This is a genomic window from Buttiauxella sp. A111 (assembly GCF_014189855.1).
GTDB lineage: Bacteria > Pseudomonadota > Gammaproteobacteria > Enterobacterales > Enterobacteriaceae > Buttiauxella > Buttiauxella selenatireducens.
The window spans coordinates 415603-430647 of the sequence record NZ_BJFN01000001.1 but is presented as its reverse complement, the minus strand read 5'-3'; the positions used below and the strand labels follow the sequence as shown (position 1 = coordinate 430647).

At 50.2% G+C, this 15045-nt stretch carries 12 protein-coding genes and 1 pseudogene; 6 read left to right on the top strand and 7 right to left on the bottom strand.

The window, feature by feature from the left end; genetic code table 11:
• Positions 1 to 410 precede the first annotated feature (410 nt).
• Positions 411 to 1970, top strand: coding sequence for a CNNM family cation transport protein YoaE (gene yoaE / locus BSPA111_RS01925; protein WP_183269530.1), 1560 nt, complete (start codon positions 411 to 413; stop codon positions 1968 to 1970).
• Here the strand turns inward: yoaE and BSPA111_RS01920 are convergent, their stop codons facing one another.
• The 3 genes from BSPA111_RS01920 to BSPA111_RS01910 all read right to left on the bottom strand — a co-directional run bounded on the left by BSPA111_RS01920 (position 1971) and on the right by BSPA111_RS01910 (position 6108).
• A complete protein-coding gene (locus tag BSPA111_RS01920; RefSeq protein ID WP_183269529.1) occupies positions 1971 to 3566 on the bottom strand; it encodes an EAL domain-containing protein in 1596 nt (531 codons plus the stop codon).
• A gap of 162 nt (positions 3567 to 3728) precedes the next feature.
• Positions 3729 to 4904, bottom strand: a complete 1176-nt coding sequence (locus BSPA111_RS01915; RefSeq protein WP_183269528.1) for an amidohydrolase — start codon at positions 4902 to 4904, stop codon at positions 3729 to 3731.
• Positions 4905 to 4914: 10 nt separating this feature from the next.
• On the bottom strand, positions 4915 to 6108 hold the full coding sequence (locus tag BSPA111_RS01910) for an MFS transporter (RefSeq protein WP_255459209.1): 1194 nt from the start codon (positions 6106 to 6108) through the stop codon (positions 4915 to 4917).
• 102 nt (positions 6109 to 6210) lie between these two features.
• Between BSPA111_RS01910 and BSPA111_RS01905 the strand changes: the two genes are divergently transcribed.
• Positions 6211 to 7119, top strand: a complete 909-nt coding sequence (locus tag BSPA111_RS01905) for a LysR substrate-binding domain-containing protein (protein ID WP_183269527.1) — start codon at positions 6211 to 6213, stop codon at positions 7117 to 7119.
• Between the two features lie 31 nt (positions 7120 to 7150).
• Here BSPA111_RS01905 and sdaA read toward each other — a convergent pair whose 3' ends face one another.
• The 3 genes from sdaA to pabB all read right to left on the bottom strand — a co-directional run bounded on the left by sdaA (position 7151) and on the right by pabB (position 10674).
• Entirely contained in the window at positions 7151 to 8515 is a 1365-nt protein-coding gene (sdaA, locus tag BSPA111_RS01900; protein ID WP_183269526.1) for an L-serine ammonia-lyase, read from the bottom strand.
• 211 nt (positions 8516 to 8726) lie between these two features.
• Positions 8727 to 9305 (bottom strand): CoA pyrophosphatase, encoded by a 579-nt coding sequence (locus BSPA111_RS01895; protein WP_183269525.1) that lies wholly within the window; start codon positions 9303 to 9305, stop codon positions 8727 to 8729.
• A 4-nt stretch (positions 9306 to 9309) separates the two neighbouring features.
• On the bottom strand, positions 9310 to 10674 hold the full coding sequence (pabB, locus tag BSPA111_RS01890) for an aminodeoxychorismate synthase component 1 (protein ID WP_183269524.1): 1365 nt from the start codon (positions 10672 to 10674) through the stop codon (positions 9310 to 9312).
• Between the two features lie 109 nt (positions 10675 to 10783).
• Between pabB and BSPA111_RS01885 the strand changes: the two are divergent.
• A pseudogene (locus BSPA111_RS01885) lies at positions 10784 to 10957 on the top strand (YoaH family protein); the annotation flags it as partial.
• A 113-nt stretch (positions 10958 to 11070) separates the two neighbouring features.
• Here BSPA111_RS01885 and BSPA111_RS01880 read toward each other — a convergent pair.
• Positions 11071 to 11415, bottom strand: a complete 345-nt coding sequence (locus BSPA111_RS01880) for a RidA family protein (RefSeq protein WP_183269522.1) — start codon at positions 11413 to 11415, stop codon at positions 11071 to 11073.
• Positions 11416 to 11536: 121 nt separating this feature from the next.
• Here BSPA111_RS01880 and BSPA111_RS01875 point away from each other — a divergent pair, with 121 nt between their 5' ends.
• The 3 genes from BSPA111_RS01875 to BSPA111_RS01865 all read left to right on the top strand — a co-directional run bounded on the left by BSPA111_RS01875 (position 11537) and on the right by BSPA111_RS01865 (position 14864).
• Positions 11537 to 13447 (top strand): ATP-dependent DNA helicase, encoded by a 1911-nt coding sequence (locus BSPA111_RS01875; RefSeq protein ID WP_183269521.1) that lies wholly within the window; start codon positions 11537 to 11539, stop codon positions 13445 to 13447.
• A gap of 70 nt (positions 13448 to 13517) precedes the next feature.
• Entirely contained in the window at positions 13518 to 14213 is a 696-nt protein-coding gene (tsaB, locus tag BSPA111_RS01870) for a tRNA (adenosine(37)-N6)-threonylcarbamoyltransferase complex dimerization subunit type 1 TsaB (protein WP_183269520.1), read from the top strand.
• Between the two features lie 45 nt (positions 14214 to 14258).
• On the top strand, positions 14259 to 14864 hold the full coding sequence (locus BSPA111_RS01865; RefSeq protein WP_183269519.1) for a Slp family lipoprotein: 606 nt from the start codon (positions 14259 to 14261) through the stop codon (positions 14862 to 14864).
• The last annotated feature ends 181 nt before the right edge of the window (positions 14865 to 15045 follow it).

The following is a 15045-nucleotide window of genomic DNA, read 5'->3' as shown; positions in this document are numbered from 1 at the left end:
GCGAATCGATTCAGATAACGGTATGAGTAAAGATGTGTAACTTGAGACGGATTTATTTTAGACAGTGAAAAAATTATTTTATGTGATGAAGATCCGTAATTTAGCTTTGTTTCAAACATATTGAACTACTCCCTAAATTATGAGTCTGGTCAATGACAGTAAAATTGCAAAATCAGGTAAATCTTTGCAAAAGGGGTTTTTGCTCTGATATTGTTTATATCCCGTTTAATAACTAAGGAGTAAAGGGCAGTAGCCCACCGTATGGACCGTCACCGACGTCTTTTCATTATCAGGTCTGAATCTTCAGCCTTTCACATTGGCGTAGCACGCCCCGTAAATACCTTAGCTCAACTTTCTGCATCCGCATTTTGCGGGTTGCTATTGAGTCATTCCCAAAGCAGGAGCTTGTCATGGAACTCTTAATGGATCCCCAAATATGGGTGGGTTTACTGACGCTTATTGTTCTGGAAATCGTGCTGGGTATTGATAACCTGGTCTTTATTGCGATTCTTGCAGACAAACTTCCACCAAAACAAAGAGATAAAGCAAGACTTATCGGTTTATCACTGGCTTTAGTGATGAGGCTGGGCTTGTTGTCGTTAATCTCATGGATGGTGACGCTCACCCAACCGCTGTTTAGCGTCGCTAATCTGACGTTTTCCGGTCGCGATCTCATCATGTTATTCGGTGGCTTATTCTTGCTGTTTAAAGCCACAACCGAGCTGCATGAACGGTTGGAGAATCGCCAGCATGACGATGGGCATGGGAAAGGTTATGCCAGCTTCTGGGTCGTGGTGCTGCAGATTGTGGTGCTCGATGCGGTGTTCTCGCTCGATGCGGTGATTACCGCGGTGGGGATGGTGAATCACCTGCCTGTGATGATGGCAGCAGTCGTGATTGCGATGGGTGTGATGCTGATGGCATCAAAACCGTTAACGAATTTTGTTAACCAACATCCAACGGTCGTGGTGCTGTGTCTGAGCTTCTTATTAATGATCGGTCTGAGCCTGGTTGCTGAAGGCTTTGGTTTCCATATTCCTAAGGGCTACCTGTACGCGGCAATTGGTTTCTCAATCATCATTGAGTTCTTTAATCAGATTGCGCGTCGCAACTTTATTCGTCATCAGTCAAATGTACCGCTACGTGCCCGAACAGCTGACGCGATTTTGCGCCTGATGAATGGCAAGCGCCAACAGCGTGCGGCAAATGAAGACCATAAAACGATCACGCCAATTGAAGCGGAATCTTTCGCTGAAGAAGAGCGTTACATGATCAACGGTGTTTTGACGCTGGCTTCCCGTTCGTTGCGCAGCATTATGACACCGCGCGGTGAAATCTCCTGGGTTGATGCCGATAAATCGACAGCCGAAATCCGCGAGCAACTGCTGGAATCGCCGCACAGTTTATTCCCGATTTGTCGCGGGGAGTTGGATGAAATCATCGGTATCGTGCGTGCGAAAGAGTTGCTGGTGGCGCTTGAAAACGGTGGTGATGTGGCAGCAATCGCCGCGCAGTATCCTGCGATTGTGGTGCCTGAAACCCTTGATCCGATAAACTTACTGGGCGTATTACGTCGTGCTCGCGGTAGCTTCGTTATCGTGAACAACGAGTTTGGTGTGGTTCAAGGACTGGTCACACCGCTGGATGTGTTAGAAGCCATTGCGGGTGAATTCCCGGATGCGGACGAAACTCCAGAAATTGTGCGTGATGGTGACGGTTGGTTGGTGAAAGGTTCCACGGACCTGCACGCGATTCAGCAACATCTGGATATCAACACGCTGGTCAATGATGGCGAAGATATCGCCTCGATTGCCGGTTTGGTTATCTCGGTGAATGGTCAGATCCCGAAAGCAGGCGATGTGATTGAACTGGCTCCGCTTCGCATCGAGATTGTCGAAGCGAACGATTACCGCGTGGACTTAGTCCGAGTGGTGAAAGAACGCTCCGAACATGAAGACGAAGAAGAGTAATCAGCGCAGCGGAACGACTGAAACTGGGTGACCTCTACGGCGCGGGGGGCGTGTGTTCCCCCTTAGCCAGCGAGGAAACTCGCTTAGTGGCATCGGTCGCGCGTATAGATAACCCTGCAATACATTCACGCCGTGGCTGCGCAGATACTCTGCCTGCTGCGGCGTTTCAACGCCCTCAGCCACCAGGTCGATTTCCAGTCGCTGTGCCAGTGCGATAATAATATCGGTCACCGTCGAGTTCACCGCATCTGTCCCGATAGCCGCAGTAAACGACTTATCAATTTTTAGTACATTTGGATTAAGTGTTTCCAGATAGGCTAATGAACTCTGTCCAGTGCCAAAATCATCTATCGCCAAATCCACTCCCATACGATGTAAGTCGCGCACCACCCGGTGGTCCACATCCGGCAACGCATCTCGTTCTGTTAACTCCAGCGTCAATTTCTGAAGCGGATGGGCAGGGAACCATGAGCTGCGTAAATCGGTAATAATCTCACCTTCATGGAAATGGCTGGCAGCCACATTGAGTCCGATATGGAAATGACAAGATTTTGGAAATATATCAAGGTGGCGAACCGTTTCATCCAGCACATAGCGGGTCAATGGGGCAATCAGGTTTTGCTGCTCAGCCAGGGGAATAAACACGTCGGGAGAAATCCATCCCTGACGCGGATTATTCCATCGCAATAGCAACTCCACCCCCACACATTGAAGATTTCGGGCATTCACCAGCGGCTGGCAGAATACCTCGAATTCATGCGAGGCTAAGCCAACATTAATTTCCCACGAAAAACTCATGCGATTAGCAGTCGCAAGCCAGGCGATATAACCGATCAACATACTGAGAATCAACGCCAGTGGCAGCTGAGTGGGCAAATTGCTTAATGCCAGTGCTCCGGGAGACGGTCCGATAGTCGTGACGGAAAAGGCAAATCGATTGGAAGCCATTTCATGGCTGACTTGCCCATCCTCAATCGTAATTCGCTGCAACAGGCCTTCGCCATATTCCAGATGCGAATCAGCAACGTTGAGTACAGCGCGTGACACCCATGGGCGTTCAGGCTCAAGAATTAATCCGGTCAGCAATTCAATATTAATGATTTGCATGACCCCATCACTGCTACTGTTTGCCAAAGGTACCCAGGACAACAAAATCGGAGTTCCTTTCAATAACGAACGGTCTATCGAGAGAAACAGCAAGGGAAGAGCTGACGGTAATCGTGGTTGCAGCAAATTAATAGGGACATTGCGGCTGCCAAAAACACTTGAGCAATAAAGAATACCGTCCTTAATTAGCCCGATTGTGCGCACGGTTTGCAAGCGTGCCGCAAGTTCACGCATTTTTAGTTGAGCGTTCTCACAAGGCAGTCCAATAAGAGGAATAAGCGCATTATTGACCCCCTCAAGCGGGGTCAGAATATTTTCAAGCGTGCTGATTATGCGTTGATTGAAGGTCAGAAAATGCTGTTCATTCACTTTTCGCTCTGCGACAAAGCGTGCGCTAAGGGTCAACACGAGCGCCAGAACAGCTAACCCGATACACACAATTAAGCGCCTGCGGCGATAGCCTCGTAATATACGTTGAGCTGTCTGCATCGGTGATCACCTTGTGTAGAACCACGACCGAAATCGGCACGCAGAACACTCAAAGTGTAGTGGGGGTTTGGAAACACGATCGTAAAATCATACTTTTAGATGAACGCTAATTGATGCGCTCGCACAAGCGTCGCAAGCACGACGCCTGTCATTTTTCGATGTTTAGACCAGCAATGGGCTTATTAAACTTAGATGTGTTTTTACGCCGACTTTCAGCGCGTCTTCATCTAACAGGAAATGCGGATTGTGCACATTCCACACTGCACCTATATCGGGATTTCTGCAGCCGACAAAAATAAAGCATCCGGGAACATGCTGTTGGTAGGAAGAGAAATCCTCACTGCCGAATAATGGTGTCGTCACCGTTTGCAGTGTCTGAGGCGGGAAATTTAGATGGATAACGTTACGTGCGATTTCGCAGGCAGAAGGGTGGTTGTTCCCCACGGCATAGCCTGATTGCCATTGAATTTCAAAACTGGCTCCGTGGGCTGCAACAATTCCGGCTATTACCTGCTCCATCAACTCTGGGACACGCTCTCTGACTTGTTGATTATGTGTGCGTAATGTTCCCGCAAGCCGAGCGCTATTCGGAATAACATTGTAACTCTCACCTGACTGGAAAGTGGCGATAGTCAAAACGGGGGCGTGAAGCGGGTCGAGCTTACGAGCAACAATTTGCTGTAATGCGTTGACAATTTCTGCGCCGATGACAATGGGGTCAACACACAGGTGAGGCATAGATCCATGACCACCTTTGCCGGTAATCACAATATCGAAATTATCGCTTGATGCGCTGAAGACACCTTCTTTCAGGGACAGGGTCTGCGTGGGTTTATCAGGCATAACATGCAGACCAAAAATGTATTCTACATCCTGCAAGACGCCCAGACTGACCAGTTCCTGAGCACCGCCTGGCGGCACCTCTTCAGCATGCTGGAAAATAAAGCGCACCGAACCTTTAAGCCTGTCCTGGTAGTGACAAAGCACTTTTGCAGCCCCCATTAACATCGCCGCATGGGCATCATGTCCGCAGGCATGCATCACGCCAGGCTTGCATGATGTGAAGGATTCGCCACTCTCTTCCTGAATTGGCAAGGCATCAATATCTGCTCTTAAAGCCCACACAGGGCCAGGATGCCCCCCACGCAACTCTGCTACGACGCTATTAGGTGTTAAACGGCGTATTTCCAGCGGGCCAAAGCTTGCCAGTTCTGCGGCAATAAAATCCGCCGTGGCTTGTTCCTGAAAAGAGAGATCCGGATGAGCATGGATATGTTGACGCCAGCGAGACACGTCACGTGCAACTTCATCAGCAAGAATATCAATATTAAACGTCATAATGGCTCCGTTATTCGGTCACAGTATTTAGCGTGCGTTTTTTTGCCATCAAAGGTATGACGGCAAGCGCTGCGCAAATCATCGACAAAGAAAGGAAAATGAAAGTGGTGTAGTAGTCATGGCTGATACCAATCAGATAGCCCATTACGATTGGCGAAACAAAGCCGCCCAGAGTCCCTCCGGTGTTAATCAAACCCATCGCTGCTCCCATGGTTTCGACCGGTAAGCGTTTCATCGGCAAGGTAAAGACCGTGACGAAACTTCCCATCAAAAAGACCTGACCGAGGAATAAAAATACGCTGGCGGTGACAGGTGAAGGCATGTGGTAAATGGTGAAAATGCATAGTGCGCTGACAATGGAACAGGCGATAATCACTAAGGGTTCACGGCCCTGGAAATATTTACCAACCAGCCAACCGGTTCCCAGTGAAGAGATCCACAGACCCAACCCGCCCACTGCAATCACCAGACCTGAAGTTTCAAGCGGCATATTGCGTTGCTGCACTAAAAACTTTGGCAGCCAGGCCATCAGCCCGTAGCTTGGAATATTGATGCAAAAAATAGAGACAAATAGCAGTAACACGATGGGGTTTTTCAACAGTGAACGGTAGCTGACCGTAGAAGCAGTTCTTGCAGCAGCCTGGTGTTTGCGGACCAGCATAAAAATAATCACCGCAACCGCGCAGGCTATCAAGCCCAGACCAGCAAATGACCCTCGCCAGCCGATATGCGTTAACGCACTAACCGCCAGCATTGGGCCGATTGTCATCGCAAGACCTGCGGAAGAGAGCAGGATCGATTGGGCAAACGTGCGTTTCTCAATGCTGAAGTTGCTGACCACGGCTTTAGCGCAAGAACAGGGATACCCTGAATGACCGATGCCTGAAAGAAAACGAAACAGGATCAACATACCAAAACTGAAGCCCAGCAGGCCAAAACACAGCGCAAAGCCCCCGAGCAGACAGAGCGATACCACCAACATGATGCGAAAGCCAATGCGGTCGTTTAGCCAGCCTGCGGGTATCTGAAACAATGAGTAAGACAAAAAGAAAATACCGGTGATGTAACCTAACTGCTCAGTGGAAACGCCAAACTCTTTTTCGATAGGCAATAACGCGAAGCCCATCACTGTTTTATCAATATAGACAATGACATAACCGAGAAATAACAGGAAAATCATCAAGGTGTGGTTTTTTTTCATCATGCAGAGCCCTGTGCTGAGTTCTGTTCATATAAGCAGCCCGGGTCATCCAGCAAAAGATGTCATTATGTTTGAGGTGATGCTTTTTATTGATAGGGGGAGTGGATGAAATACTTGCCGAAAATGCAGCAATTACATGTCTTCAGACAAGTGGTACGTAGCCGCAGCATCCGTGGCGCATCACGAGCAATGGGGCAATCCCAACCCGCAGTGAGCCGAACTTTACGAGAGCTGGAGCAAATTTTATCAGTACAACTTTTTTTGCGTGGCAACGAAGGCATCACCTTAACCGAAGCGGGAGAGGCGTTTTCTCGACGAGTTGAGTGGATCCTTGAGGAGTTACAGCGAGCTGCTGAAGAGGTGGAACAAATTAGTCATTTTTCACAGGGCAAGTTGACTATCGGATTCTCGTCGCTCATTGCCCTAAGCGTTTTTCCCACTGTTGCAGATAGTTTTAAATCGCGATTACCGCAGGCGAGTTTGCATATCAAAGAAGGACAACTGGCAACACTGCTCCCGTTGCTTCAACAAGGTGAACTCGACCTGGCGATTGGGACAATAAATCCGGCCAAAGTTCCCGAAGATGTCATTATCGAGCCTTTGTTTAGCGCACCTTTTTGTGTGATTGCCCGCCGTGGACACCCACTGGAGGAGGCGGCGTCTTTGTCAGATTTACGCCGTGCAAAATGGTTGTTGCCAGAGGCAAATATTGGTTATTACCAACAGCTTCAGGATGAGTTCAATGAGTTTTACGGCCAGATACACGTGGCACCCATTCGAACTGACTCAGTGATTTGCGGGCTAAACATGGTACTGCACTCGGATTATTTGACGATTGTCGCCAGAGCGATGAGTACACCATTGTTTTTACAGGACAAACTGACAGTTTTGCCGATAACGACGTTACCGTCGGCGCAATACTGCGTTATCTGGTCGCAGAAGTCAGAACTGACCGCCACAGCGCGACAATTTTTATTAGCGCTGCGGCAGGAGTGTCAGAATTACCCGTGGTAGAGTGGCCCTCAAATGAGAGGGCCGGAAGGGATTAGTCACACTGTACTTTAATTGCCAGGCCGCCACGTGATGTCTCGCGGTACTTCGCATTCATGTCTTTGCCCGTTTCGTACATCGTTTCAATGACTTTATCGAGAGAAACGCGCGGCTCACTGGTGCGGCGCATTGCCATACGCGTGGCGTTGATGGCTTTCACGGAAGCAATGGCGTTACGTTCGATACACGGCACTTGAACCTGACCCGCAACTGGGTCGCAAGTCAGGCCGAGGTTGTGTTCCATACCAATTTCAGCCGCAACACAGACTTGCTCTGGGCTGGCACCCAGGATTTCAGCCAGGCCAGCCGCTGCCATTGAGCAGGCCACACCCACTTCACCCTGACAACCCACTTCAGCGCCAGAGATAGAGGCGTTCATCTTATACAGCGCACCAATGGCACCAGAAGCGAGGAAGTAACGGATGTAAGTATCTGGGCTGACCGACTCGATAAAGTGGTCATAGTACGCCAACACGGCCGGTACAATCCCGCAGGCACCGTTGGTTGGAGCGGTAACGACACGTCCACCTGCAGCGTTTTCTTCGTTAACCGCCAGCGCAAACATGTTTACCCAGTCAACAACATTCATTGGGTCATTGGATAGCTTATCACTGGACACCAGCATGCGGCGCAACGCTGAAGCACGACGCGGTACACGCAACGGGCCAGGTAATACGCCTTCGGTGTTTACACCACGGTCGATACAGGCGCGCATGGTTTGCCAGACGTTAGAGAAATACTCTTCAATCTCTTTACGGCTGTGCAGAGCCAGTTCGTTTTGCATAATGACGCCGGACAAGGACATGCCGGTATCTTTGCAGTGCTGAAGCATTTCTTGCGCAGAATTGAACGAGTAAGGCACTACCACTTCGTTAGTTGCGTCTTTGCCGAAATTCTCTTCATCGACGATAAAACCACCGCCGATGGAGTAGTAGGTTTTGCTGTAGATGACTTTATCGCCGCTGTACGCATGGATAGACATACCGTTTTCATGAAGCGACAGGTTGTCGTTGCGGAAACACATGCCGGTATCTTTTGGGAAATCGACTTCATGACGACCCTGTGCCAGCCACAAACGTTCACGCGTTTCTACATCGCGGATAAATGCGGGAATGGAATCAATATCAACAGTGGCAGGTTCGTTACCTGCAAGACCCATAATGATAGCGATATCAGTATGGTGGCCTTTACCTGTCAGAGAAAGAGAACCGTAGACATCGACAGCGATGCGTGTCGTGTCTTCAAGTAATCCTTTTTCGACCAGATCATCGACAAACAACTTACCGGCCTTCATCGGACCGACGGTATGGGAACTGGATGGCCCAATGCCGACTTTGAACATGTCGAATATGCTAATCACACTAAAACTCCTTTCAGGACACCGGCTAAATAAAATTTGCTGCTGTGAAATCGCAGCTGACTAGTTTAAAAATTTATTGCTCACCGTAGTAAACTATTCACATGAATTAAACTAATGCTTAACCTTAGCTTGCCTAATCTTAACCAAAAACCACAAAACCACGACCAGATACTTCTCTAAATATAGCCCTGATTGCAGAATTAAAGAGTGATCAAGCTTCCACGCCTATCTGTAAAGCCAACTCGCGGATAATTCCGGCAGTCATGCCCCAGACAAAGTAGTGCTGATACCAGGAAAGCCAGACGCGATGGGCGTTACCGCGACGATGAATATCCAACGGATGGTAGCGTCCCAGGGTGAGTGCTTCCATCAGGGGCATTTCAAAAACTGCCGCCACTTCATCTTCACAGGCCCGATAAGGTAAATCGGGAGGGATGATGCCGACAACTGGCGTAACCTGAAAACCCGTGACGCTATCCACTGGCGGCAAAGTGCCGATAACATCAACGCAGTCTGGCGATATAGCCACTTCTTCCCAGGCTTCTCGCAGCGCTGCGGCAATGAGCGACTCGTCAGTGTCATCCACCGCTCCGCCAGGAAAGGCAACTTGCCCGGCATGTTTGCGCAGCAGGGCTGAACGTTGGGTCAACAGCAGCCCAGGTTGTGGGCGGCGCACAATCGGGATCAGTACCGCAGCCTGGCGCTTATTCCCGCTCATGCGTGTTACAGGCGGCTGCAATAGCTGAAAACGCGATAAAAAATCGCTCATGCTCAAGGATGAACCGGACATGAAATCACTTCTCTAGTTGCGGAAGAATACGGTTAACTTTATCAAAAGTTTCCTGATATTCCGCAGATTCAACACTATCAGCCACAATACCGCCACCTGCCGAGCAGTAAAGTTTGCCCCCTTCGGCGGTTAGCGTCCTGATAGTAATACTGGTATCCATATTCCCGCAGAAGCTCAAATAACCAATGCTCCCGCACCAGACATTACGCCGTTGTGGCTCAAGCTCTTCAATGACTTCCATGGCGCGCACTTTCGGTGCGCCGGTGATCGATCCACCAGGGAAACAGGCGCGCAGTAAATCTGTAGCCTTGAGATGCGACGGCAATTGCGCGGTTATGGTGCTCACCAGATGATGTACGGCAGGAAACGGTTCGACAACAAACAACTCAGGGACCTTTACGCTACCCGGTACGGCAACACGGCCAATGTCATTGCGCAGCAAATCCACGATCATCAGATTTTCGGCGCGATCTTTCGGTGAATTTGCCAGTTTTTCAGCCTGCTGAGCATCAGCCAGCGGATCTTCAAGGCGAGGCAACGTCCCTTTTATCGGGCGAGTCTGAATGTTGTCGCCTTCCAGCAGAATAAATCGCTCAGGTGACAGGCTTAAAATGACGCTGTCAGGTAAACGAATAAAGGCACTAAACGGCGCGCGGTTAGCCGCATTCAACCGTTCAAAGGCTTGCCATTCATCTCCTTCATAGCGAGCATGAAAGCGCTGCGCCAGGTTCACCTGGTAGCAATCGCCACTTTTGAGATATTCCTGTACCTGGCGAAATTTAAGTCCATACTGCTCGCGGGTCATATTGGACTGCCACGCGCTCGTCAGGCGGAAAGGTTGACCTGGGCTGTACGGAGTCAGCGTGTCAAGAAACTGTTGGCGAGCATCGATATTCCCCCAACACAGCAATGTCAGACACTGTTTCTGGTGGTCAGCTATCAACGCCCAATCATAAATGCCAATCGCCATATCGGGTGTTGTAAGATCGCGTTGTGCCTGCTCAGGTAATTTTTCGAAATGGCGACCCAGGTCATAACCAAATAAACCCAGAGCTCCACCTAAGAAGGGGAGTTCCGGGTGTGTTGCCGGTTGATAACCAAAACTGTCCAGGGTTTGCTGTAACCACTGCAAAGGATCGCCGTGATGCGTCGAACTGTTGCCTTCAACGCAGATTGTCGTTTCAGCGCCGCGTGTCACTACTGTTGCCCGAGGCTCGGCAACCAGAATATCAAAGCGATTATGGGGATGGTCGGCGAAGCCGGAATGCAAGAGCATGGCCCACGGTTGCTGTGCTAACGCTTTGAAAGTGTGTTGGACAGCATCGGGATGCCACGGCAAAGTTCGAAAAGTTAGAGTCTGCAACGTCATAAACCACAACTAAGAAAGAGACAAATCATCCTGCCAGACAAGGGAACCCTCTGGAAACCCTGAAAGCAGCGTGAAATAATTAACCCAGGCAATGTAACAGGAGTCGAAAATGTTTGCAGGATTACCCTCATTATCCCATGAGCAACAGCAGAAAGCTGTAGAACGTATTCAGGAACTGATGGCCCAGGGCATGAGCAGTGGCGAAGCGATTACGCTCGTCGCCGCAGAAATTCGAGCCAACCATACCGGCGAGATGGTCGCAGTCCGCTTTGAGGATGACGATGTCGGCAATGCGGAAAGTGACGATGAGGACGCGAATGAGGACACTGAAGAGCGATACGTCGATCGTTATGAAGAAGACGAAGAGTAAGAGTGCGGGCCGGAGCCCGCATTCTGTCAAACTGCCGCGATAATCTTAATTTCTACTTTATAACGCGGGTTCATCAATTTTGCCTGCACGGTACAACGTACCGGCGCATGACCCGCAACAACCCATTCATCCCAGGCTTTATTCATCGCTGCAAAGTCGGCACTTTCTGGCAGGAAAATGGTTGCGTCGAGGATCTTACTTTTATCGCTGCCTTGTTCCTGAAGCACTGTGTCGATTTGCGCAAGTGTGTTGGCAGTTTGCTCGTAAGCATCCACATCAAGGTTCTCTGGCACACCGGTGTAATACAACGTGTTGTTATGAATAACCGCATCAGACCAACGTGCTTCCGGTTTTATACGTACAATACTCATCACTATTTCCCTGGCTATTTGCTCATATTGCGCCACAGCCTGCCACAATCCGCTGACGGCTTCCACTGGCTTAACAACTCACAGGCTGACATAATCACTGTCAATAAACCCAGGGGGTAATGTGATAGACGATTTTGCAGCAGACGGCCAACTCGCCACGGCGATAGCGGGTTTTAAACCGCGTGAACCACAACGCCAGATGGCACAAGCTGTCACCAATGCTATCGCTTCGGGGCGTGAACTGGTGGTGGAGGCGGGTACTGGTACAGGTAAAACCTATGCGTATCTGGCTCCGGCTTTGCGTTCAGGCAAAAAAGTCATTATCTCCACGGGATCAAAAGCATTACAGGATCAGCTCTTCTCTCGCGATTTACCTACTGTTGCGCGAGCGCTGGATTTCAAAGGGCGGCTGGCACTGCTAAAAGGGCGCTCGAACTATTTATGCCTCGAACGTTTAGAGCAGCAGGCTCTGGCGGGGGGGGATTTGCAGGTCCAGACGCTAAGCGACATCGTCAAATTACGCGGTTGGGCGATAGAAACCGTGGACGGTGATATCAGCACTTGCGCAAGTGTAGCCGAAGATTCCACTGTCTGGCCGATGGTGACCAGCACTAACGATAACTGCCTGGGTCAAGATTGCCCACTGTACAAAGACTGTTTTGTGGTGAAAGCGCGTAAAAAAGCGATGGATTCTGACGTGGTCGTCGTCAACCATCACCTTTTTTTGGCCGATATGGTGGTTAAAGAGGGCGGTTTTGGCGAGCTGATTCCTGAAGCTGAAGTCATGATTTTCGATGAAGCCCACCAAATCCCCGACATTGCGAGCCAGTACTTTGGGCAGTCTGTCTCCAGCCGCCAGCTTCTGGATATTGCGAAAGACATCTCAATTGCTTACCGCACGGAAGTGCGTGATGCGCAGCAACTACAAAAGAGTGCCGACCGACTGGCGCAAAGCACCCAGGATTTTCGTCTGCAAATGGGTGATCCGGGATATCGCGGAAACTTGCGTGAATTACTGGCGGAACCGTCAGTTCAACGTGCGCTACTGCTGCTCGATGACGCGCTCGAATTATGTTACGACGTGGCAAAACTCTCACTTGGGCGCTCTGCATTACTCGATGCCGCTTTTGAACGCACAGTGATTTTGCGTGGACGCATTAAGCGCCTGAAAGAGGTCGATACCCCGGGTTACAGCTACTGGTATGAATGTAACGCTCGTAACTTCACCCTGGCGCTGACACCGCTTTCAGTCGCCGATAAATTCCAGGAAGTGATAAGCCAGAAAGCGGGAACCTGGATTTTTACCTCGGCAACGCTTTCAGTAAACGACCAGCTCAGCCACTTTACCGAACGCCTCGGTATTGCCAACGCAGAAACCTTGTTACTCGCCAGCCCGTTTGATTATGCCACTCAGGCACTGTTGTGCGTGCCGCGTGGCTTGCCAACACCGAATCAACCGGCTGCGGGCAAGCATCTGGCAAAAATGCTCAAGCCGCTTATTGAAGCCAACAATGGCCGGTGCTTTATGCTGTGCACTTCTCACTCGATGATGCGCGATTTGGCCGAACAATTCCGCGCCACGATGACATTACCGGTGTTGTTGCAGGGAGAAACCAGCAAAGGCCAACTGTTGCAGCAATTTGTGGATGCGGGTAACGCCTTGTTGGTCGCCACAAGCAGTTTTTGGGAAGGTGTGGATGTGCGTGGTGACGCGCTCTCGCTGGTCATTATCGACAAGCTGCCGTTCACTTCCCCAGACGATCCTTTGCTAAAAGCACGTATGGAAGATTGCCGCCTGCGTGGGGGGGATCCTTTCGAGGACGTGCAGCTCCCGGATGCTGTTATTACTTTAAAACAAGGTGTTGGGCGTTTAATCCGTGATGTTGATGACCGGGGGGTATTGGTGATTTGCGATAATCGCCTGGTGATGCGCCCGTACGGTGCCGTATTCCTCAATAGTCTTCCACCTACACCGCGCACACGGGATATTAATCGGGCAGTTGACTTCCTTAACCACCGCTCGGCGCAGTAATTTGTGCCATGCTATGGTATGATGCGCGCCGATTTTTGACCTTTATTTCCTGCCAGAGGTTGGCAATACCATGCGAATTTTAGCCATCGATACCGCGACAGAGGCATGTTCGGTTGCCCTGTATAATGAAGGGGCGATCCGTGCCCATTTCGAACTCTGCCCACGTGAACATACCCAACGCATTTTACCGCTGGTACGCGACATACTGAATGAGGGAGACGTTGGTCTGACCGCATTGAATGCGCTTGCTTACGGCCGTGGCCCAGGTAGTTTTACTGGCGTGCGTATCGGTATTGGTATTGCGCAAGGGTTGGCTCTGGGTGCTGAATTGCCGATGATTGGCGTTTCGACGCTGGCCACCATGGCGCAAGGTGCGTGGCGTTTGACGAAAGCGACCCGCGTGCTGGCTGCTATCGACGCGCGAATGGGCGAAGTATATTGGGCTGAATATCAGCGTGACGAACACGGCGTCTGGCACGGCGAGGAAACTGAAGCCGTGCTGAAACCTGAAGCTGTTACCGAACGTTTGAAGCAACTTCAGGGCGAATGGGCGACAGTAGGAACTGGCTGGCAGGCTTGGCCAGATATGGCGCAAGGCAGTGAATTACTCATCCGCGATGGTGAAGTCACTCTTCCTGCAGCAGAAGATATGTTACCTCTGGCGATTCAGGCATTAAATGATGGTTGTACGGTGGCGGTAGAACATGCCGAACCGGTTTATCTGCGTAACGAAGTGACATGGAAGAAGCTTCCAGGCAGAGAATAGTTTCCAACGTTTTCGTGCAGCGAAACTGCGTTAAGGAGAAAGGATATGGCTGGTTTGAATGTCAGAATTGTAACCCGATTATTTGCAGTTGCTGCCGTAGTGATGCTTAGCGGTTGTGTCACCATCCCCGATGCGATTAAAGGCACCAGTGCCACGCCCCAACAAGATTTAGCGCGCGTGATGAACGCGCCGCAACTCTACGTTGGGCAAGAAGCGCGATTTGGCGGGCGAGTGGTGAACATCGATAACAAACAAGGCAAAACACGGCTGGAAATTGCCACGGTTAGCCTCGATGACGGCGCGCGCCCGCAATTGGGTGAGCCTTCAAGAGGGCGTATTTACGCTGACGTAAATGGCTTCCTCGATCCAGTAGACTTCCGTGGACAATTAGTCACCGTAGTTGGCCCAATCACCGGCGTGGTTGAAGGCAAAGTAGGCGAAACTGCCTATCGATATATGGTGATGCAGGTAAATGGCTATAAACGCTGGCGTGTCACGCAACAAATTGTCATGCCACCACAACCCATCGACCCGTGGTTCTGGGGCGGGCCGTATCCTTATCGTGGGCGTTATGGCTACGGCGGGATGTGGGGCGGCGGTGGATGGTATAATCCAGGCCCTGCACAGGTACAGACTATCGTAACTGAGTAATTGTTTGTTTTACCGAGCTAAATAGGCAGCGGCATGTCCGCTGTCTATTTATTTAAACAATCGAATAAAAATAATTAGTGATGTGCTTCGCAACCTTAAATCAGTCTAATTAATAAACTGGTACGCTGAGTTAATATTATGTTAACGACGTGTTTCTATATTGGGGTTGTGATGACGACGA

Excerpts from the sequence above, each read along its gene's own strand:
- yoaE (WP_183269530.1), top strand. The coding sequence starts at position 411 with ATGGAACTCTTAATGGATCCCCAAATATGGGTGGGTTTACTGACGCTT.
- BSPA111_RS01920 (WP_183269529.1), bottom strand. The coding sequence starts at position 3,566 with ATGCAGACAGCTCAACGTATATTACGAGGCTATCGCCGCAGGCGCTTA.
- BSPA111_RS01915 (WP_183269528.1), bottom strand. The coding sequence starts at position 4,904 with ATGACGTTTAATATTGATATTCTTGCTGATGAAGTTGCACGTGACGTG.
- BSPA111_RS01910 (WP_255459209.1), bottom strand. The coding sequence starts at position 6,108 with ATGATGAAAAAAAACCACACCTTGATGATTTTCCTGTTATTTCTCGGT.
- BSPA111_RS01905 (WP_183269527.1), top strand. The coding sequence starts at position 6,211 with ATGAAATACTTGCCGAAAATGCAGCAATTACATGTCTTCAGACAAGTG.
- BSPA111_RS01895 (WP_183269525.1), bottom strand. The coding sequence starts at position 9,305 with ATGTCCGGTTCATCCTTGAGCATGAGCGATTTTTTATCGCGTTTTCAG.
- pabB (WP_183269524.1), bottom strand. The coding sequence starts at position 10,674 with ATGACGTTGCAGACTCTAACTTTTCGAACTTTGCCGTGGCATCCCGAT.
- BSPA111_RS01880 (WP_183269522.1), bottom strand. The coding sequence starts at position 11,415 with ATGAGTATTGTACGTATAAAACCGGAAGCACGTTGGTCTGATGCGGTT.
- tsaB (WP_183269520.1), top strand. The coding sequence starts at position 13,518 with ATGCGAATTTTAGCCATCGATACCGCGACAGAGGCATGTTCGGTTGCC.
- BSPA111_RS01865 (WP_183269519.1), top strand. The coding sequence starts at position 14,259 with ATGGCTGGTTTGAATGTCAGAATTGTAACCCGATTATTTGCAGTTGCT.